Source organism: Oribacterium sp. C9 (genome assembly GCF_002007235.1).
Lineage (GTDB): Bacteria > Bacillota > Clostridia > Lachnospirales > Lachnospiraceae > Oribacterium.
Genome location: NZ_MUHW01000020.1, coordinates 12668 through 34694, shown reverse-complemented (window position 1 = coordinate 34694; position 22027 = coordinate 12668). Strand labels below are relative to the sequence as shown.

15 protein-coding genes, 2 tRNA genes and 1 other annotated feature are annotated in these 22027 nt (G+C 46.4%); all 17 genes read right to left on the bottom strand.

The features are described 5' to 3' along the window. Window positions 1-203: 203 nt before the first annotated feature. Window positions 204-405, bottom strand: a binding site (T-box leader). A gap of 148 nt (window positions 406-553) precedes the next feature. After that, window positions 554-1453 carry a DNA-processing protein DprA gene (gene dprA / locus BXO88_RS12320; RefSeq protein WP_242945222.1) on the bottom strand — a complete coding sequence of 300 codons (900 nt, stop codon included), beginning with the start codon at window positions 1451-1453 and terminating at the stop codon, window positions 554-556. Then, on the bottom strand, window positions 1450-3078 hold the full coding sequence (locus BXO88_RS12315) for a YifB family Mg chelatase-like AAA ATPase (protein WP_078038032.1): 1629 nt from the start codon (window positions 3076-3078) through the stop codon (window positions 1450-1452). Before BXO88_RS12315 ends, dprA begins: the two co-directional genes overlap by 4 nt. Before the next feature lie 209 nt (window positions 3079-3287). Next, window positions 3288-4391, bottom strand: coding sequence for an RluA family pseudouridine synthase (locus tag BXO88_RS16570; protein ID WP_078038031.1), 1104 nt, complete (start codon window positions 4389-4391; stop codon window positions 3288-3290). A gap of 35 nt (window positions 4392-4426) precedes the next feature. After that, window positions 4427-5212: an SDR family NAD(P)-dependent oxidoreductase gene (locus BXO88_RS12305; RefSeq protein ID WP_078038030.1), complete on the bottom strand. Its 786-nt coding sequence runs from the start codon at window positions 5210-5212 to the stop codon at window positions 4427-4429. A gap of 141 nt (window positions 5213-5353) precedes the next feature. After that, window positions 5354-6109, bottom strand: coding sequence for a tRNA threonylcarbamoyladenosine dehydratase (locus tag BXO88_RS12300; protein WP_078038029.1), 756 nt, complete (start codon window positions 6107-6109; stop codon window positions 5354-5356). Window positions 6110-6180: 71 nt separating this feature from the next. Then, a tRNA-Leu gene (locus BXO88_RS12295) sits at window positions 6181-6264 on the bottom strand. 185 nt (window positions 6265-6449) lie between these two features. Next, the gene (locus BXO88_RS12290) at window positions 6450-8582 is read right to left on the bottom strand and encodes a PIN domain-containing protein (protein ID WP_078038028.1); all 2133 of its coding nucleotides are present in this window, start codon (window positions 8580-8582) and stop codon (window positions 6450-6452) included. A gap of 82 nt (window positions 8583-8664) precedes the next feature. Beyond that, window positions 8665-9822 (bottom strand): hypothetical protein, encoded by a 1158-nt coding sequence (locus BXO88_RS12285; protein ID WP_078038027.1) that lies wholly within the window; start codon window positions 9820-9822, stop codon window positions 8665-8667. Between the two features lie 73 nt (window positions 9823-9895). Further along, window positions 9896-9980: transfer RNA gene (locus BXO88_RS12280), tRNA-Ser, on the bottom strand. A gap of 87 nt (window positions 9981-10067) precedes the next feature. Beyond that, window positions 10068-11969: an ABC-F family ATP-binding cassette domain-containing protein gene (locus BXO88_RS12275; RefSeq protein WP_078038026.1), complete on the bottom strand. Its 1902-nt coding sequence runs from the start codon at window positions 11967-11969 to the stop codon at window positions 10068-10070. A 3-nt stretch (window positions 11970-11972) separates the two neighbouring features. Then, entirely contained in the window at window positions 11973-13076 is a 1104-nt protein-coding gene (locus BXO88_RS12270) for a hypothetical protein (RefSeq protein ID WP_078038025.1), read from the bottom strand. A gap of 290 nt (window positions 13077-13366) precedes the next feature. Then, window positions 13367-15667: an oxidoreductase gene (locus BXO88_RS12265; RefSeq protein ID WP_078038024.1), complete on the bottom strand. Its 2301-nt coding sequence runs from the start codon at window positions 15665-15667 to the stop codon at window positions 13367-13369. A gap of 167 nt (window positions 15668-15834) precedes the next feature. Then, window positions 15835-16410: a molybdenum cofactor guanylyltransferase gene (mobA, locus tag BXO88_RS12260; protein ID WP_078038023.1), complete on the bottom strand. Its 576-nt coding sequence runs from the start codon at window positions 16408-16410 to the stop codon at window positions 15835-15837. After that, a complete protein-coding gene (locus tag BXO88_RS12255) occupies window positions 16407-16844 on the bottom strand; it encodes a hypothetical protein (protein WP_078038022.1) in 438 nt (145 codons plus the stop codon). Before BXO88_RS12255 ends, mobA begins: the two co-directional genes overlap by 4 nt. Then, window positions 16837-17433 carry a hypothetical protein gene (locus BXO88_RS12250; protein ID WP_078038021.1) on the bottom strand — a complete coding sequence of 199 codons (597 nt, stop codon included), beginning with the start codon at window positions 17431-17433 and terminating at the stop codon, window positions 16837-16839. The genes BXO88_RS12255 and BXO88_RS12250 overlap by 8 nt, the downstream gene beginning before the upstream one ends. Before the next feature lie 3 nt (window positions 17434-17436). After that, the gene (gene fdhF, locus BXO88_RS12245) at window positions 17437-20157 is read right to left on the bottom strand and encodes a formate dehydrogenase subunit alpha (protein WP_078038020.1); all 2721 of its coding nucleotides are present in this window, start codon (window positions 20155-20157) and stop codon (window positions 17437-17439) included. Next, on the bottom strand, window positions 20154-21989 hold the full coding sequence (locus BXO88_RS12240; protein ID WP_078038019.1) for an NAD(P)-binding protein: 1836 nt from the start codon (window positions 21987-21989) through the stop codon (window positions 20154-20156). The genes fdhF and BXO88_RS12240 overlap by 4 nt, the downstream gene beginning before the upstream one ends. Window positions 21990-22027 lie beyond the last annotated feature (38 nt).

Genomic DNA, 22027 nt, shown 5'->3' with positions numbered 1-22027 from the left:
ACGGATTGCTTCGTGTTGCACACTCTCGCAATCCTACAAGCATTCGCAAATCGCTTCTCTCACTTCGCTCGAGCAGCTTTTTTGCTCATACTTGTTAGCGTCGCTAAAGAATATGTAATCTTGAATGCAAGCATTCAGCTTACATATTCTTTGCGACTGGGCTTTATACATTAAAAAAGTCCCAATCCATGACGTAGGTCACAGATTGGGACGATATCTCGCGGTTCCACCCAAATTGCTGCTGCACTTGTGCAGCAACCACTTTTGATGATTGTAACGTGATCAACGGATCCGATTAAGGACCTCTCGGAGGTGGTCTTCACTTTTACCATCACAAAGCCTCGCACCTACCGGCTCCTCTCTGAAGTGAAATAAAAAAGCTACTGTCCTCTTCAACGATTTACAGCTGTCTTAAAAAAGACATAAATTTTTAGACGGCATTATTCTATTTCCTTACGTAAGTTTTGTCAATACGTTTTGGAATATGCGACAGCGGAATATGTGAAGTTCGTAATGTGTAAACAGCAGATATGTGCAAGTTGACAAAGCCGTGTCAGTAGCTTTTTCTCCGGTAGAAGCCGGTCTTCGTGCATTCCGCAAAGCCCAGTATCTCAAGTTCAAGGAGCATGGCAGTTAGCTCCTGCACAGGAAGTCCGGTCTTTTTCGTGAGTACATCGAGATGGAGTGCATCGCTTTCGAGAGACTGTAATACACTTTTCTGACCCGGAGTGAGCATGGAACTATCCTTCTCCATCATGAGCTGTTCACCGTTTTCTTTTAGATGAAGAAACTCAAGTATATCCTCCGGGGATGTGAGTATCTCGGCACCATCTTTTATGAGCTGAAGACAGCCTTTGGACAGAGGATCGTTCAGTCGCCCTGGGACAGCAAAGACCTGCTTTCCCTGATCCAGAGCTGCATTTACGGTTATGAAGGTTCCTGACCGTTCCCTCGCTTCTATGACTATTACGGCGTCGGAAAGAGCTGAGATTATCCTGTTTCTCGAAGCGAACTGCCTTGCAAGAGGCGGGGAATCCAGAGGAACTTCAGATATGAGACCACCATCGTTCCTCAGTATCTCATCATAGAGTCTGTAGTTTCTTGCGGGATAACAGATGTTTAACCCGCATCCGAGGACAGCATAGGTCTTGCCTCCCCCTTTTATAGCGCCCCATTGTCCGGCGCTGTCCGCTCCTGCAGCCATGCCGCTGATGATGCCTATCCCCTTTTCGGCAAGCATCCTTCCGAAGGTCTCAGCCACCTCAGTGCCGTAGGGAGTGGCCTCCCGGGAACCGATGATGGCTACGGTGGGGACATTATCGGGAGGGAGTTTCCCTCTCACATAAAGTGTGGAGGGAGGGTTCGGGATCATCCTAAGCCTCTCAGGATAGTCCTCATGAAGAGGTGTCAGCTCCCGTATTTCTTTTCTGAGGCTTATATCCTGAATAGTCATATGGCAAGATCCTCCTGATTTTTACACAGCTTTTCTTCGGGACCATTGCATTTTCTGTGGTATCCTTCCGGTGTGAAATTTTCTCTGTTTCCATACAGCTGGTCCTCGAGCCCTCTGTAGCTCACCGCTTCACTTAGGTGGCTAATGTTTATCTCCTGCGCATCCTCCAGATCAGCTATGGTACGGGATACTTTAAGAACCTTATGAAAGGTCCTCATGGACATGGATTTCATCTCGAAGATCTTTTCGATGAAACTTCTGCTTCTGTCGCTCAAAGGACAGAAATGTTCGATGTCTTTGGCGCTCATATCTGCATTCACCAGAAGATGCCCGCAGTCTTTAAAACGCATCCGCTGGACTTCCCTTGCTTTATGTACCTTTTTTCTCAGCTCCCCGGAGCTTGTGCCCGCATCACTGCCGGTGGCTTCTCTGAAACTGATGGGGGACGCCTCGACACAAAGGTCTATACGTTCGAGTATGGGCTTCGAGATGCCCCGCTGATAATGCCGTATCTGGCTTTCGGTGCAATGGCACTTGCTCCTGTCGGGATAGTATCCGCAGGGGCATGGGTTCATTGCGGCTACCAGCATACAGTTTGCAGGATATCTGAAGCTTCCGTTCAGTCTGTTTATGGTTACCTGCTTTTCCTCCAGAGGCTGGCGCAGTGCTTCTATGGAGGCTTTTGAAAAAAGGGGTAATTCGTCAAGAAAAAGTACTCCCCGTGATGCCAATGCTATCTCTCCGGGGATCACACCTGAACCGGAGGAACCTCCGACGAGAGCAGGTGTGGTGATGGTGTGGTGAGGTGTCCTGAAGGGACGCCGGTTCATAAGAGCCGAGCCTTCGGGAAGAAGTCCTGCTATAGAATATATTTTGGTGATCTCGATATTTTCTTCCCTTGAGAGCTCCGGAAGTATAGTGGGGATGCGCCTTGCTATCATGGTCTTCCCTGAGCCTGCAACGCCGGATAAAAGAAGGTTGTGACCTCCTGCAGCAGCGATTAAAGCTGCCCGTATAGAAAAGGACTGGCCATGAATATCCGAAAAGTCAACATTGTAAGACTCGTGATGGACGGATACCACAGGCTGTTCCCGGGGAAATCTCATGAAGGAAGCTTCATTTTCGAGGATGCGGCAGAGGTCAGGAAGATCTTCGACGCCTATGATGTCCATTCCTTCCACCACCAGTGCTTCCTGAATATCCGGTTCAGGCACCACCGCCCCACTGAGCCCGGCACGTTTCATTTCAGTCACCATGGGGAGGATCCCGTTTACGTGACGCACTTTTCCGTCGAGTCCGAGCTCTCCAACGAAGCCATAATCGTCGATGAAGGAGGCATTATCCAGAAATATGGATCTAAGTATCCCTGTCACTATGGCGAGATCATAGTGGGTCCCGTCCTTACGACGATCCGCAGGAGCCAGGTTTATGGTGAGCCTTTTCGGGGGGATGTTAATGTTTACATTGCGGAGCGCCACCTGACAGCGTTCCAGAGATTCCCGCACAGATGCGGAAACATTGCCGACAATGACAGATTTCGGAAGTCCGTCGCTCTCGTCCACTTCCACTGTGACGAGAAAGCCGTCCATGCCGGACAGACCGGCACTATGAATTTTTGCTAACATATAACCTCTCTCGGAGGAATGTTTATAACCCTTTAGAACATATCATAAAGGGGAGAAAAATGGTATGGTCTTAAAAACGACCATAAAAATACCGCTGTCGGAAATGATCTGAGAAGTATCAGGAATTATGTCCGGCAGCGGTTATGGATCGGTTTTATTTACTGGATAAAAAAACTGTATAGCTTGATGAATAAGACGAAGATAAAACATCAATTCAGGAAAAAGCTGAATTCTTTCGGCGGCTCTGCGGTGATGGTCTTTCCGGCAAGGGGACTGAGTACTCCGTCGAGATCCCCCGGGAAGGTGAGCTGCCATGAATGAAGGAGCTGATGTGTCACACCGGCTGTGGTTTTATAGCGTTTGTTGTCTTTCACAGATCCGTACTTCGGATCTCCTATTATCGGATGACCGATAGACGCAAGATGAGCACGTATCTGATGGGTTTTTCCGGTGATGAGATGAACCTTCAGTACAGTGAAGCCGTCACCGTTCTTTAGTGGAGTGTAGGCTGTGTGGATCTCTGAGGCATCATCGAACTTTTCTTTTCTGATTATGACCTTATTTTGCTTTGAGTCCTTTGAAAGATAGCCTTGTATGGTCTTTGACTCCCGGATGCTTCCGCTGACAACGGCGATATAGTACTTCTCAACGGTTCTTTCACGAAGTACCTCTGCGAGGCTCTGAAGAGCAGGCAAGGTCTTTCCGAAAAGAAGCAGTCCCGAGGTGTTTCTGTCCAGGCGGTTTGCGATCCCGGGTTTAAAGGTACGAAGCTGCTCTTCTGTGAGCTCTCCTTTTTCCATGAGATACATGAGGCAGAGCTCGTTAACGGAGATGCTTCCGGGCTCGTCCTGCTGACTGAGCCAGCCTGATGGCTTATCGATGACCAGAAGGTGAGAATCCTCATGGATGATATGCTTCTTTAGATCAATCAGGAGCTTTTCACTTTTTTCGTGAGAAGCATTTTTTCTGTCGGATTTTTTCTCAGTTGTGTTTCCGCTTCTTTTTTCTGTGGCTTTATGTGAAGGATCACCTTTTGAGAGTGAACCTGCTTTTTGATTTAAGCTGCCCTGATGAATACTTCCGGAAGAAGCTCCACCGGTCATCTTTTCCAGAGTCTCATCGGAAAAGTAGATCTTTACGATGTCTCCGTCCTTCAGCATTTCCTTTCCTTCAGCCTTTTTATCATTTAAAACTATGTTTTTCTTACGCAGCATTTTATAAATGAAGATGGTACTGGCATTGGAAAGATACTTATGGAGCAGCTTGTCGAGACGCTGACCCGCTTCATTCATGGAAATGTTTAATTCTTTCAAAATCTGATCTCGCTTTCAAAGTGAGTTGAATTTACCTAAGTGTTATTGGGTTTACCGAAAAAGTTCAAGCAACGCATCATCAGGAAAATGAGCTTTGTGGGCATCAGCTTTGCGAATATCATAAATACCTTCATGCCTGTACCGTAAACCGACATATCGTTTTTTGTGATGCTGTCTACCAGTGCTTTATGACAGACTTTTTCAGGATCGGCCATAAAAAGATACTTGTAGAAAGGTATCTTTCCTGTGGTCTCTGCTATGTCAAAGAATTCGGTCTTTACAGGACCGGGACATACTGCTGTAGCGAAACAATCTGTGCCGAGAAGCTCTTCGTTCAGACTTCTGGAAAAACTGAGCACATAGCTCTTGCTTGCGGCATAAACCGCAAAAGAAGGCTGAGCCAGAAATGCAGCGGCGGAAGCAAAATTGATGATTCTCGAGTGAGCTGCCATATAAGGAAGACTCAGCCTGCAGATGCCCGTGAGGACCCTTACATTGAGGTCGACCATGCCGAGCTGATCTTCGAGAGTCAGAGCCTTGATGGCACCGATTTTTCCGAAGCCTGCAGCATTTACCAGAAATACTATCTCAGGTCTTTCCTTGGACAATGTCTTTTCATAGTTGGCAAGGAAATCATCTGTGAGAAGATCCTCCGCAAAAAGTCTGCATGGTTTTGAGAGAATACGCTCCAATTCCGATAGTCTGTCCATACGACGCCCGAAAAGCCAGAATTCCTGAATATTGGGAATCTGATCATTCAGCTCTATCGCCATACGGCGTCCCATTCCTGAAGTTGCTCCTGTAATTACCGCTACCTTCATGATTTTACCTCCATGGGTCATGCAAGAATCGAGCTTGCTCGGATTCGTATATGACCCACCAATTAAGTTTGAAAGTTTACTTTCAAACTTTGCCTCCAAGGGTCATTAGTAAAAAATATTTTTCGATCTCAATCTCCTAAATCAGATTTTTACCAGATCCTTCACTACCTCACCTGCTATGATAAGACCTGCTACGGATGGAACAAAAGCTACGCTTCCGGGAATAGCTCTTCGCTTCGCGGCTTTTGACTCTGCTGCAGGATCTAAGGTGCTGTCACTTTCACAATTTGCAGACAGATCTACCATAGGCTTAAGTGCCTTTTCTTCAGAGTATACAACCTTGAGCTTCCTGACACCACGTTTTTTGAGTTCATGCCTCATGACCTTAGCCAGGGGACATACATTTGTCTTATATATGTCTGCAACCTTGAATGCACTTGGATCCAGCTTGTTTCCGGCGCCCATCGAACTGATGATGGGTACACCTTTTTCCCTGCACTTCATTACGAGCTCTATTTTTGCGGTGACTGTATCAACGGCATCCACAACATAGTCGTACTCTTCAAAAGGGAATTCATCCGCGTTTTCAGGCAGGAAAAAGCAATTATGTACATTCACTTCCACATCTGGATTGATATCCAGCATGCGTTCCTTCATGACCTCAGTCTTATATTTTCCGATAGTCTTTCTCGTAGCTATTATCTGCCTGTTAAGATTTGAAAGACACACTTTGTCATCGTCGATCAGATCAAAATGTCCCACACCGCTTCTGACGAGAGCCTCGCAGACATAGCCGCCTACTCCGCCTATGCCGAATACAGCAACTCTCGAATTCTTCAGCTTTTCCATGGCATCAGCACCCAATAAAAGCCGGGTTCTGGAAAATTGATTTGACATAATTATATTCCCTTTCACATTTCCTGTTAAACAAAAAACCCTCGAAAACAAAAGTTTTCAAGGGTTATTCATGCGGAGGATGGGACTTGAACCCACACGTCCTACCGGACACAAGATCCTTAGTCTTGCCTGTCTGCCAATTTCAGCACCTCCGCGCGACAAGAAGTATATTAGCACGATGAAAATGGTTTGGCAAGCACAAATTTATTTTTTTTGATATAAGTGTCATAAAGTCTTCCTCCACTTGTGCCTGCACAAAAGTGGAGGATATGATGCAGGTATAAAAACTGAAAAAGCTGAATGCAGTGCCTTTTCATAGCATTGCACTCAGCTTTTTTGATCATTCGCTTACTGCTTTTTCAGCCGCCTTTTCAGCTGCTTTTCTCTTTTTTATTTCTTCCTGTACTGCCTTTTTGCTGGCGTCATATACCGCACGACCCTCTTCTTTTCCATATGCCTTCACGAGACGTACATAGTAAGTATGAAGGGTGTTGGCTGTGAGACCGTACTTTTCTACGGCTTCCTGAGGAGCTACTGCTGATGCTTTGGTCTGTTCAACCGCATCAGATGATTCGCTACCGGCGTTCTCTGAAGTCTTTGGCTTTCTGCCTGCACGGGACTTTTTAGACTTCACCTCCGCTGATTCTGCATCAGTCTTCTTTGTTCTTGGCTGTCTCTTAGGCTTCTTTTCAGCTGACTGATTTTCATCTGCATCAGCCTTTTCATCGGCTTTCTTCGCACCTTTTCTTTTTGTCTTTCCGGCAGTCTTCTTTGCGTTGTCGTCAGATTCGGTTGAGTCTGCAGTAGATGTCAAGGTCTCTGCATCCTGAGCAGTGGTTTCAGCTGCTGTTTCTTCAACGGAAGCTTCTCTGGCTACTCTCTTTCTCGCAGTTTTTCTCTTTGAAGCACTCTTTCTGGCACCAGACTTTCTTGCAGTTCTTTTCTCTACGGTTGCAGTTTCGTCATCTGATCTTGGTGCGGTATCCTCAGATATCGCATCTTCTGTCTCTGATATCTCAGACCTGTTAACCTCTGTAACGGCTTCGGCTTCTATTTCAGAGGAAGCGGTAACGTCTGATGTTATAGTCTCAGTATCATCAACTGACTGTCCGGTTGAAGCAGCTGCTTCTGAAGCTTTTTCGATTTCCTGATCAGAATCTATAATCGGAGCTGAAGCTTGGTCATTCAGTTCTTCCGCGACAGTATTTTCAGCTTTTTGGATTTTTGCAGCAGCCTCGTCATTCTTCACTGTAGTCTCTGAACCGGCAGCAGCTTTTTCTGTGTTTTCAACCCTGATTTTTGCAGGATCTGTATCCTCGCCTACCTTCTTCATGGAACGTGAAACAGGATCATATACAAACTGAACACGATTCGGATCGTATTTAGGTTCAGACTTGGCCAAAGATGTTTTTTGCTCGGGTCTTATGATGATCGCTGTTTTCTCAGGTTCAGATTTTACAAGAGAGTTCTTTGAAACTGCTTTTTCCTCTTTCCCGGAGTTTTCCTGATTTGCTTTCAGCGAGCGGGAATTCTCGATCTTAGCATCCTTACGGAGATTGTCTGAACGGTCATTCTCTGCCTTTGAAATATCCTGACGGGAATTTCCTGAGGAAGGATCCTCGAAATCTCTTCTCTGTCTGTTCCTGTTTCTGTCTCCCTGATTTCTGGAACCGTCTCTGCGGCGGTCTTCACGGCGGGTTCTATCCTGTGAACGAGAGTCTTCTGTCTGAGCGGAATCACCGCTGACTCTTGCGGACTGTTCCTTTTTATTCTCTCTCTTTGAATCTTCGGAAGCCTCTGCTCTGTCAGCATCTCTGTTCTGCTGGAAGCGTCCCTCTGAATAATGTGCCTCAGGCACTCTTCCGAAAGGCATCTCCTTCATCTGCTTCACCAGCTGGTCTGCAGGTGTTTCAAACATCAAAGGATTCGGAATAAGTGATGCCGGCTCTGAAACCTCGGTAAAGTGAATGTTTCTGTTTCTTCTTCTCTGGTTGGCCTTACTGAGTGTAGGTCTCGTAGGGATAGTGTTCATAGTGGCGAAGGACTCCACCAGTGTTGCCTTCTGGGCACGTTCCTTACATAAGCTTATACGCTCATCATCATTCTTTTCTGAGCTGAGGAAGCATTCCTTGATAGTCTCGCCGAGCAGTATCTCAGCACCTCTCAGGCTGTGCCAGAAATCACGAACTGCGGCATAGCCCTTGTCCTTTGATACTATGCATATCTTCTCACCGGACTCAAGGAACATACCGGTGGTGGAAGCAATGTACATATCGAGAGCATTGCTATGCTGCTTGAGAAGCTTGACCAGGCTTACATGTACATTTCTTTTTTTGAGGTCTGTGACCATGCCCCTGGTAACTGCGCTGTTCTCGTCGCTGTAATACATCACCAGGGTGTCACTGTCGTTAAGGTACTCGTATCCATCAAGACCGGATACATGGGTGTTTTCAAAATCAACTAAAATAATCACGAGATTTCTCCTGTAAATCCGGGCGCTTACGCCCTCTAACTAGTATATCTGTGAAAGTACGGTATCCGCACTTTCGAAGTGGTTAGAAATCATCGTCATCTATGTCGTCATATGGATCGTATTCATCGTCTTCGTAGTTGAATCCAAAGGAATCACGCGGACGGTATCTGCCAACGATAAACCCCGTCTCATCGAGAGGTTTCGGAACATTTTCCGCTGTGCAATATACGATTTCGGAAATCATGGCGATCTTTTTTTTCGAAACATTCCGATCCGGGATGATGACCAGGTCTCCGACATTGAGAGTGTCATCAAGGGTACGGAAATAATGGTTTCTTCCTCTTGTGTCCGATACGAACAGGTAGATGAACTCGCCGTTCTTTACGCCATGCTTATAGAGGTTCTCATCAAAAAGAGGTCCGTAAAGACCGAAGAACGCCATGGTATCATGGAGGTCATCCAGAAGCTCACGCCAGTCATCGGGTATGCCCGAACGGTCATAGCTTCGTTTGAAGCTCACATTTCTTCCGTTTCGATAGAATAATCGTACTGAAATGGAGGCATGCCGATGGTCTGAATGCTCATAAGCCTGCTTTCCGAAATCATGAAAATATCTCTCACAGTTACCCAATAGATAATCAATGATCTCAGGTACACTATACTCATGCTTCACTGAAGTGTGATCGTTCGGAAACTGTACATAAAGGAGTGTGCCCTCTTTACGGTCAAGGGAAAGTGTCTCCTTGTAGGGTACGGCTTTTTTTACAGGCTTTTGGCTTATGGCATCATATCCCTCTAAAATATGTGTGTCATGGAAATCTATGTCCATGTGTGAGAGACCGTTGAGATGCACTGACTGGGACTCATTCACCAGATTGTTGATGAGGTCCATAAAGGTCTTCCAGTTTTTCGGATAAGCATCATTGCCGCTGAAGGAAAGGGTTTCTCCACCCACTTCCTTATAAATGAGGCCCCAATGAGCTTTCATATGAGAAAAATGTTTACCTGTATCCGCCTGTGTCTTTTCGTAGTGATCCTTCCAGCGATATACATGAATATCCTGAAGTTTGGAAAGAAAGTCATCTGCTATGCGTTTGGGAACCTTTACGATGATACTCGGATCCGTATCCAGTGGAGAGCGGTCATATGAGTAGCGTAACTTGCCGTTCTGAGTCCATATGTTGATGGAACTCTCGCCTACGCCGAATCCATCCATACGGAGTTTGAGAAGTTCGAGCATAACGTAACCTCCTTTCTTCAAATTCTATTTAAGTATAACAAAAAAACCGGTTCATTTGAACCGGTTTCTCGAGCGACGAGGATGAGACTCGAACTCACAACCCGTAAAACGGGCACCAACTTTCCAGGCTGGCCGACTACCAATTATCACACCTCGTCATAAAGCCTCATAATAATATCAAATGCAGTGGTGCTCGTCAAGAGGTTTTTGTTTATTGAATAACACGCTCCGAAGTCGAGCTATATTCACTTCACCTGAGCCTGTATCCTCTCGTTAAGGTCTGAGAGGTATTCCCAGCGTTCCATCTTCTCTGTAAGGTAGGCTTCCAGCTCCTCCTTTTCCTTGGTGAGCTCGTTGAGCTTTATGAAATCGTTGGAGTACTTGAGGATAGAAGCATCGATATCCGCGATCTTGTTTTCCGCTGTCTCGATATCGGACTCAATGGTCTCCCATTCTCTTGCTTCCTTGTAGCTCATGCGGAGGCTCTTTCGACTGTGGTCACGTCGTGTGAGCTCTGAGCTTTTGACAACAGCTTCATTTTCGGATGATTCCTCCGTATTTCCTGAAGAAACTGAGCTGCCGGAAGAAGCTGACTTTCCGACTCCCGAGATGGAGCCTGCACTCTGGAACACACTGTCCATATCAGGATGGCGGCGAAGATACTCTACCTGATAGTCGGTGTATCCGCCTTCATACTGTGAGATGCTTCCGTTCCCTTCAAAAGAGAAAATACGGTTCACCACACGGTCAAGGAAATATCTGTCATGAGAAACCGCGATGACGATTCCGTCAAAATGATCCAGATAATTCTCGAGTATGGTCATGGTGCGAATATCCAGATCGTTGGTAGGCTCGTCCAGAATGAGTACATTGGGGGCTGACATGAGGACACGAAGAAGATAGAGCCTTCGCTTTTCTCCTCCGCTCAGCTTTTCCACCTTCATGAACTGCTGTGAAGGCGGGAACAGGAACTTGTCCAGCATGTTGCTGGCGCTGACCAGACCGTCTGTGGTGTGAACATATTCCGCGATGGATGTCATGGCATCGATTACACGCTGATTACCATCCAGTTCCTCGTTCTCCTGAGAGAAATATCCTATACGGACTGTCTGACCGATGCGGATCTCACCGCTGTCAGGCTGCTCCCATCCGGTTATCATCTTGATAAGTGTGGACTTTCCTGCACCGTTCTGACCGATGATTCCCACGCGGTCGTTACGGAGGAAATTGTAGCTGAAATTCCGGATCAGAGTTTTTTCATCATAGGCCTTGCTTACATCATCGATCTCTATGGTGGATTTACCGAGCCTTGTTTTTATGGAGCTTAACTTAAGCTCCTCTTCCTCTGTGGGACCGTGCATCTGCGACAGCTTTTCGTATCTCTGGAGACGTCCCTTCTGCTTGGTGGTACGGGCCTTGGCGCCTCGCATTACCCACTTGAGCTCGTTACGGAGGATGTTCTGTCTGGTGCGTTCCTGAGCCCTCGCGATGTCCATACGCTCAGCCTTCAGCTCCAGATATCCGGCGTAATTTGCCTTGTAGCTGTAAAGCTTCCCCTGATCCAGCTCCACTATACGGTCGCAGACAGAATCAAGGAAATATCTGTCATGAGTCACCATGAGAAGTGAACCGCGGAAGTTTTTGAGATATCCTTCAAGCCACTCGGACATTTCTCCGTCCAGGTGGTTCGTAGGCTCATCCAGAATGAGAAGATCCGCAGTTGAAAGCAGTGTGCTGGCGAGAGCGACTCTCTTTTTCTGTCCGCCGGAAAGATTCTTTATCTTCTGTGTGAAATCCTCTTCCCCGAGCTTCGAAAGAAACTTTTTAGCCTCTGCTTCCAGATCCCAGACGTGCTGCTGACCCTCGTTGTCATGTATGATAGCTTCAATTATGGTATCCTCGGGATCAAATTCCGGGGTCTGGGAAAGAAAACGAACCGCCAGATTCCTTCGTTTGGCAATGCTTCCCTCGTCAGGCTCCTCGAGCCCCGCAACGATTCTTAAAAGGGTTGATTTACCTGTTCCGTTAATGCCTATGAGCGCTACCTTCTCGCCCTCCAGCATGGAAAAATCCGTATCCTCAAAGATCTTTCTTTCTGTGTAGACCTTGGATAAATGTTCGATAGTTATGATATTGTTCTGTGCCATAAATCAGTTAGTGTAACTCCAATAGAATGTACCTTCTCTCTCTTCTCTTTTGACAAAACCGAGGTCATAGAGATATTCGAGAAGGCTGTAGGTTTTTGTCATAAACATCTTATAGATGAAAAATTCAGCTTCATTTTCAGGCATGTGGCTGACATGGTAAATTATCTCTGCAACCTCCTGAATGGTCATTTCTGAGGTTGCGTCAGGATCGTAAGCTTCAGTCTCTTTTTTTCTCAGAGCCTTCGCCTTCAAAAGATCCCTTACCACCGTAGCTTTATTCAGATAGCTGAAAACAGTCTTATCAACGTCCTTAGGGACATCGGAAAGTATCTCCCCATGGGATGGGATGACAGTCCATGTGGAACAGTGCTCCTTTACATAGCGAAGTGAATCAAAGAAGCTGAGCAGCAGGCCCTCGTCAGGATAGGTGGTGGCAATTATGGGTGAAATGTCATGAATTATCTGGTCGGCAGTAAAGAAGATCTGCTTTTCATGATCCATCAGTCCCATCTGGCCATATGTGTGCCCCTTCAGCGGGGTGGCTTCAAATTCATAATCTCCGTAACAGAATCTGTCGCCTTCATATACCCCTGTATAAGGGAATCCCCAGATGGCAAGTACCCATTCGCCGTGGTGCTGTACCTTGTCGGATATCTTCATAAAGGTATGCCATACCTCGGGAGTACGCTCAGGTGTGATACCAACGGAATGCAGAACCTTTTTCTGCGCATCAAGAGACTCATTACTTACTCTGTAGGCAAGACAGTCATAGGGATGGCGTTCCTCTGTCGGATTCATGAAAAGACGGGCACCCATTTCGGCAAAGGTTCCTGCGAGACCGCAGTGGTCATGATGCCTGTGAGTGAGAAAAATGTCAAGGGAGTCGGTGGATATGTGAAGCTCTTCCAGAGCGGATAAAAGCTTCCGGAGACAGTCGTCATTTCTGAAGCCTGTGTCTATCATGAGGCTCCTTCCCGAATTAACATCTTCCTTTCCCTTGATTATAAATATATGAATACTGCTTACGCCCTGCTCTACAGTAGTGTCTGTCAGATCAACTCTGTATATTCCCGGCAGGATCTCTTCTGTAATATGTGTATTTTCCATTCCGATAAATAATAAAATGATTTGTGTGTCAAAGGCAAATATAGAATCGTCAGATCGTTTAGTTTTGTCGATTCAAATGAAGGCGGCAGCATATGCCGGCATCCTTAAGCCTCTGACAACAGACTTATACAGTAATAAAACCGCTGGTATTACCAACGGTGTAAAATTCAAGTAGAGTATACAATGAAGGCTTTCGGTATTCAATTAAATAACTATGAAAGTTCTATATCTCATCACAAATAAAAAGGAGCTGCCACTGTACGGCAGCTCCCACATGAGTATATAAAAAATCAGATTTTTCTTGCAGCGATGTTTCCTGCAGCTATAGCTTCAGCTATGTTGAAAGGCTTGTTGCAGTCTCCAACTGCGATGCAAGGGATGTCGAGACCGTCGATGAGTGATGTGTTAGGAAGCATATCACGGGCATCGATAACTGTGTTACAGTCGATGACTACGTCGCATCCTGTCTCGCCGTCGATAACTACCTTGCCATCCTGAACCTCCTTGATGGAAGCATTTGGCCATAAGCGCATACCGTTTGCGTAAAGCATAGGGATGGTGAACTGCTTGACCCATGCAGACTGTCCCTTATCGAGACGATCCTTGCCTTCAGGAGAAACCATGGTTACATGCTTTCCGAGAGCGATGAGATACTGAGCAGCATCCACAGCCTGTGCATTGCCGCCGATGATGGTTACCTTGTCACCGATATCAGCGGAAGCGATATCGTCGATGGAGATAACATTGGTAGCACCTGTAGAGCTCAGCTCAAGCTCAGGTCTTGCGCCGCCTGCTGCGAGAACCACATAGTCAGGAGCCTCTGACTTGATGAGGTCTGCTGTAACCTCAGTTCCTGTCTTGACAGTAACGCCCTTGAGCTCCTGCTGGCGGATAAGGTAATTTCTGAGATCTCCGAGGTTCTCATGAGGTCCCTTGATAGCTTCTGCAAAAATGAGAAGTCCACCGAGGAATCCGTTCTTCTCGTAAAGAGTTACATCATGACCACGCTCTGCTGCGATACGTGCGGCCTCGAGTCCTGCAGGACCTCCACCGATGACCATGACCTTCTTTTTCTCGGATGCCATAACAGGGATAGCGCCCTCAGGCATATCCTCGTGCCAAGCTCTCTGGGTTGCAGCATTGACACGACAGTGCTCGTACATCTTGCCCTCTTCATCATAATCGAAGTGACAATGCATACAGCGTGTACATGGTGCGATCTCGTCGAGACGCTTCTCACGGAGCTTGTTAACGTACTCTGTATCAACTGTAAGTGGACGGTTCATGATGAAGAAGTCACACATTCCATCAGCGATGGCGTCGTTGAAGAACTTAGGAGCATACGCAGGATTCATACATGTAACTGTTCCTACAGGGATAGATACAGCCTGCTTGATCTCCTTTGCAACGTTAAGCATCATGCCGTAAGCGTCATGGTTCGCAAGAAGCTTTCCTTCGAAATGACGTGAGAAGTCGAAACGTGTTCCGTCTGCAGCAGTACCGATGATTCCGTTTCCTGTGAAGTAAAGGTCTGATGCGAACTGGCAGACATGCATACGGAATACTCCGAGTCTTACATGAAGAGCATCAGCTCCGAAATCCTCGAGTGCCTTACAGATCTTGCAGTTCTCTTCAACAGTTGTGGAAAGATCAGACTCACCGATGTTGATATCGTTCTCTTCGATACCGTTGAAAAGGATCTGAACAGGGAAATCCTTTCCGCAGAGCTCCTTGATACCACTGATGATCTCACCTACGAAACGTGCGCGGTTTTCAAAGCTCTGAGGACCGTACTCATCATCACGATGGTTTCTCTGACGTGAGAAGAAAGCCTGACCGATGTTGTTTCCGGCAGCGTTGATCTCAACGGCATCAAAACCGAGATCCTTCATCTTCTTGGCACCCTGGATGAAATCCTCCTGAACCTTCTTTACTTCCTCAAGAGTAAGATGCTCGGCAAATGCAGATGCATACTGAGGTGCTGTGGCAGCATCAAATCCGCTGAAGGATCTACCCATACAGCTGAGCTGGTAGCCGATGTAACCGCCTGCTGCATGGACACCATCGATAACCTCTTTTACATGAGAATCCTCGATCTTTGTAGCTCTTCCGCTTGGGAAGTTCTCACCGAAAGCAAGGAAATCCTCGACCCATACCATCTCAACACCGCCCTTTGCAAATGCTGAATAATACTCAACAGCCTCTTCTACGCTGCCCCTCTGAGTATCAGAACCTGCGGCTGACTTTACCATACGGTGTGTGAGGTTCAGACCTCCGAACTTCCATGGGCTGAATACAGCAGAAAGATCAGAATCTGTGCTTCTGAAATCATAGTCCTGAGGATTGAGCTCTGACACTATGGCCTTTACAGTTTCAACCGCCTTTGGAGCCTCCTCACTCTTAGCGGCTTCTGTTGCAGCCTCAGTCACAGCGGCAGTAGTCTCTGCAGCTTTCTCCGCAGCAGCTGTTGTGGCAGGAGGTGGTGTCTCTCCGTTGGCACATGCAGCCAGATCGAGAATCGCTGTGGTTGCAGCCAGTGCTGCACCGCCCTTCAAAAAATCTCGTCTTGAAATCTTCTTTTCATTACTCATATATTACGTCTCCTTTCATACAGTCTCAAACAAAACCCATACAAGGTGAATTTTAACATATACCGAGGTCACAATATAGTGAGTTCACGTAAAAAAGCACCAAATTGACAATTTTTCGACATGATATTTAACTGAGAAAAAACGTAAATGAATTATCGGAAAACAGTTCAGATTATTTTAAAGGATCCTGACATGCGCTCAAACTCTTCCGGGGTGTTGCAGCCACGTATCAGCAGTTCATCTCCGGTAAAAGAGACTTCTTCATGGCAGGTCGACTTGATCAGCTTCATGAGATTTGCTCTTTCTTCGGAAAGCAGCTTTTCACAGTCTTCGTAAAGGGATTTGTCGTAAATTCCCACAAGAGGCTGCAGATTTCCGTTACATACAGTAACGGTGATCTGCTGTTGTCCTTCACTATGACACTTTATAAGCTCTTTCAGGAATTCATCAGGGATAAAAGGAGCATCCTCTGCAAGGACCAGAGCATGAGGATATTTCACTTCTCCGAGACAGGCATGAACGCCCCCAAGGGGACCTTTGTTTTTGTAGATATCGTTAACACTCCTTAACCTTTTATCATTGCATTCGTATCCTGACAGAAGGATATCACTTATTTCCAGAGCCTCCAGCTTATCTGTAAGGATCTCCAGAAAGGTTTTTCCCGAAAAAGAAAGCTCAGCCTTTTTTCTGCCCATTCGACTGCTTTTTCCACCTGCCAGTATGATGGCGGAATAATCTATCATTTTACTTCTATCCTTACCACATTCTTTACATCCCGTTTGGAATTCTCATCTCCTTTGACGATCAGTCTGGCAGTTCCTTCATCCGACAGAAGCCATGCATTTTCCATGTCATCCGAAGTGAGGGCTGCCCTGTATTCGTCATCTGATATGACAGTGATCTCAGTGAAAGAAACGGAACCTATGATATCACGGATGAGTACTCCGTCACCCTCTATGTGTTTAGTTTCTCCCTTTTTGTTTTTTATATCTTCACTTACACTGGAAAGCTTGAAATCCGAAAGGGATATAAACTTATCCTCAGCATTGACGGAAACAGCTATCTGATTCTCCGGTGTACTTTTACGTCCCTTGAGATATGTGGCTGAAACGATTGATGTTATAAGGGCGAGGCAAAGAATGACCCCACTAAGAATCAGTTTTACTTTTTTATTCATTTTCCTTACTTCCTGTAATTTGATTTATGACTGCTCCTGCTGCATAACCGCATATTGCTCCTGACATAGTTGCCACAAGCAGATAGACTGAAAGAACCGTTGCAGGCAGATGAAAGACCATTATATCCGCAAATACAGCAGCCGTCAGTGAAGAAGCGATATTTGCAAGGAAAGCCTTTACTCTCATCCCTGAAGGAGTATGAAATGGCAGCATCATCATTAAGTCTATGGCAACACCCGGAAGGAAATAAGCCATAGGGATAAGAACGCCCATGCTTCCTACAGACCCCATCATAAGTGCACTGATTCCCTGAAGGAGTCCCATGATTCCCGCATTCCATCTGCCCTTTGTGATTCCTGCGCCGATGACCGGAAACATCAGTGACAGAGCTGTGGAGATTCCTCCGGGAATGTGAAGAAAGTCCGTTATCATATTTGCTGTCGGGTTAATGGCTTTTTTTGCCAGAATTCCCGCAACACATAAAAGAAGCATAAATATGCATTCATATACTAAGGGCTTTATAGCCTGAATACGGTTAAAGCAGGCTCTTAATTTCTCTTTTCCATGAAATATGATTCCTTCTTTCATAAATTAAACTTTTACCTCCTTGTGTTTATTTGGAACAAGCTGTATAGCACAAACCTTATATTCGGGTATTCTTGCAAATTCGTCAAGAGCGGCATTTGTCAGTATATTTACCGGAGAGTCCGGAAAATGGAATGGCATCCAGGTCTCACCTTCAGAAACCTTTCTTCCCACATGAGCTGTAGCAGTTATCTCGCCTCTTCTGCTCCTGACGGTTATCCTGTCACCTTTACCTATTCCCAGCCTTTCGGCATCCTTGTAGTTTACTTCTATGAAGCCTTCTCCGGAAATATCCATAAGACCCGGGGTCCTTTTGGTCATGGCAGCAGCATTGTAATGATACAGTATGCGGCCTGTGCTGAGTATAAACGGATATTCCTCATCCGGAAGCTCCTGGGATTCCTTGAATTCCGCAGGGTAAAGCAGGGCCTTTCCTCTTGCGGGATGTCCTGCATGCATGATGGGAGTTCCCGGGTGGTCCTTGTCCGGGCATGGCCACTGGAGGCTCTCACCCCTGTCCAGTCTTTCATGGGAAATTCCATGGAAGCTGGGAGTCACAGAGGCTATTTCATCCATGATTTCTTTAGGAGTAAGGTAAGGTTGCTTATATCCCATGGCATTCATAAGGTCTATGATGATGTCAGTGTCGGGGCGCATATCTCCATCAAGAGTGACGGCCTTTCTTATTCTCTGTACACGGCGCTCAGTGTTTGTAAATGTTCCTTCCTTCTCTGCATAGCTTATTCCTGGAAGTATCACATCTGCGTACTCTGCGGTCTTTGTCATGAAGAGGTCCTGAACCACCAGGAAATCAAGACTCTCCAGAGCTTTTACTATATGGTGAGTGTCGGGATCTGAAACCACGGGATCTTCTCCGCAGATATAAAGTCCCTTTATCCTTCCTTCGATGGCAGCAGGAAAAACATCCGTAGCCTTAAGACCGGGAACAGGATTAAGGCTCACTCCCCAGGCATGTTCAAATTTCTTCCGGACATCTTCATTATCAACCTTCTGATAACCGGGATAGTCTGTTGGCATGGCACCCATATCACAGGCGCCCTGAACATTGTTCTGCCCTCTCAGAGGATTTACACCGCAGCCGCTTCGGCCTATCTTTCCTGTGATAACAGCCATATTTGACATGCTCATGACACCTTCTGTGCCGGTGGAGTGTTCGGTGACTCCGAGACAGTAGATGATAGGGGCTTTTCCGGCGGTGGCATACATTCTTGCGGCTTCAACGAGCTGGTGTGGATCTATATGGCAGATCTCAGCGACCCTTTCAGGAGTGTATTTTTCCACAAGTGCCTTAAGCTCCGAGAAGCCCTCCACATGCTCGTTAATATAGTCATGGTCAATAAGGTCTTCCTTTATCATCACATGCATCATGCCATTGGCAAAGGCAACATTTGTGCCGGGACGAAGCTTCAGATGTATATCCGCAAGGGATGAAAGACCTATATCTCTTGGATCCACCACTATAAGTCTGGTTCCCTTCTTAACGGCTTTTCTTATCTGCATACCCACCACAGGATGGGCTTCTTCGGGATTTGAACCCACAAGGAGGATGCAGTCCACGTCAGTAGTGATATCTCCGATTGGATTTGTCATGGCTCCTGATCCAAGTGTTCTGGCGAGTCCGGTGACCGAGGCGGAATGACAGACTCTTGCACAGTTATCTGTGTTATTGGTACCAAAACAGGTACGAACCATCTTTTGTACCATGTAAATGTCTTCGTTTGCAGATCTTGAGCAGGCAAAGCCGGCGAGGGCTTCGCTTCCAAACTGTTTCTTTATGGACATGAATCTTTCAGCTACATAGGAAATAGCCTCCTTCCATGAGACCTCCCTGAAGGCTCCTGTTGAAGGGGCCTTTATCAGCGGCTTAGTGAGTCTGTCCTTTGAATGGACAAAATCTATGCTTCCGCTTCTGCCCTTAACGCAAAGCCTTTTCTGATTGGATGGTCCCGAGGCGGCTTCTACATTTACGATCTTTCCGTCCTTTACTATGAGATATAACTGACAGCCTGTGGCACAGTGAGGACAGGTGGAAAGAACCCTTTTTATCTCCCAGTTTCTATATGCATTTTCTTTTTTCAAAGTAAGAGCGCCGGTCGGACATACACTCACACAATTTCCGCAGGATTCACAGCCGGATTCCTTATAGGCTTTTCCGAAAGGAGCATTAACAATATGGAAGCTTCCAAGCCTGTCGCTTTTCAGGGTTCCGTTACATGCGATCTGATGGCAGGCGTTGATGCATCTCTGGCAGTGTATACACTTTTGCGGTTCATAACTTATGAAGGGATGGTCATGGAGTATAGGAAGTTTCAGATCCATCTCAGTCCTGGTGCCATATGGAAGACCATGAGACACCTCGTATCTGTTGCACAGAGTCTGAAGCTCACAGGCTCCGTTGGAAGGACAGCTCATACATTCTGTCTTATGATTTGACAGGATAAGTTCAAGCATGGCTTTCCGGTAGGAACTGAGCTTTTCGGATTCGGTCCTTATAATCATACCCTCTTTTATTTTGGTTCTGCAGGCGGCAAGGAGCATCTGGTAGCCCTCGCATTCAACCATGCACATCCTGCAGGAGCCTATATCGCTTACACCTTCGAGGAAACAAAGGGTAGGTATATAAATTCCGTTGGCACGGGCAATTTCAAGTATGGTTGAACCTTCAGCACCTGAGCAGATTTTTTCGTTGATGGTAACAGTGATCATTTATCGCCTCTGCCTCCTTCCATTGAACCGCATCCATAATGATCGCATCGAAGACACCTTCCGGATTCTCTCATTGCTTCTTCATAAGTCATAGGCAGTTCTACGAAATCAAAATTGGTTCTTCTCTCAAAGGGATCTTTTTCTTCAATTTCTGCTCTTCCTGTGGGAATACATGGGTTCGGATACGCAGGAGGAATATCTGTCTCAAGAGCTATCTTATGATGGTATCCCAGATATTCGTCAATGTTTATGGCGGCAACCTGACCGGCTGCGATGGCTCTTATGGCTGTGGAAGGACCTGTTACACAGTCCCCTCCGGAGAATACTCCCTCCATACCATCTACTCTGCAGGCTTCCGATGCCAGTATCCTGCCTCTTTCCACAGGGACACCCTCTTTCGAAAAGGCTTCGCTGTCGCTTCTCTGCCCTACTCCAAGTATCAGGAGATCACATTTAAAACGATAAGGATAGTTGCTGGAATGTTCTGTGGTGACAAATCCAAAGTCATCATAGGTATTAACGATCTCAGGCTGCAGCCATACAGCCTGAACAGTTCCTGTTTCGTTGTTTGTTTCTATATGTAAGAAGCTCAGCAGAGTACGGAATCTGACACCTTCCTGCATGGCTGATTCCAGCTCACTTTCAAGTGCTGTGTAGTCGTCTCTTTTTCTGGTAAATACATGTACAGTTTCCGCATGTAGTCTCACAACTGTTCTTGCGGCGTCCATAGCTACATTTCCGCCGCCTATGATCACCACTTTTTTCCCACTGAGATCCGTTGACTCTCCCCTTGCCACTTTCTGGAGAAAATCAGCAGCCGGTATGACTCCCTCTGCATCATGGTTTTCCATAGGCATGCGATTGCCAAGCTGTGCTCCTATACCTATATAGACTGCATCATATTCACTGTTCAGTTTGGAAAAGGGGATATCCCTTCCGATCTTGGTGTCTGTGAAGACTTCGATATCGCCGGAGGAAAGGATTGCCTTTATATCACGGTCCAGCATTTCCTTGGGAAGTCTGTATTCGGGAATTCCGTATCTAAGCATCCCTCCCAGCTTTTCATGTTCTTCGTAGATGTCAGCTTTATGACCCATGAGAGCCAGAAAATATGCGGCAGTAAGTCCTCCGGGGCCGCCTCCTATGATGGCGACCTTCTTTCCGGTGCTTACGTTTCTTCGGGGTGTGGGGACACTGTCGGCAGAGACATTATCAACAGCATACTTTTTAAGCCCTCTTATGTTTATGGGGGCATCTATCAGAGATCTTCTGCATTTGTTTTCACAGGGATGTTCACAGATGTAGGCGCAGGCTGTAGGAAAGGGATTCCGGTCCCGTATCACTTTGACGGCGTCCTCAGGGTGACCTTCCTTTATGTGTGCGATATAGCCGGGCACATCCACATGGGCGGGACAGAGAGTGATACACGGGATGGTCTGAACTGTATTTTCTATGCAGCGCTTATTTTTGATATGGCTTTCGTATTCATCCGAAAAATCCTTCAGGGAATCAAGTATAAGCCTTGCACCGGAAGCCCCTACAGCACAATCTGATGTCTCTTCTATCATGAGGCACTTTTTTTCGAGTTCACTAAGGGTATCCGGGGCAGCCTCGCCGTTTATGATACTTTTTAGAAGCCGGTCCACCTCATGGAGACCGTCTCTGCAGGGAATACACTTTCCGCAGGACTGATTCATGGAGATATGAAGCAGTGAACGGTACAGGGTAAGGGGACACATACCCGGTGGATAGGATGTCATCCTTGAACGGAATTTATGAAGTACTGTATCGATACGTTCATTCATATTTCCTTTTTTGGGAAGCTGTCGCATCAGAACCTCCTTTATTCGGGACGATAAGTTCAGTAAAG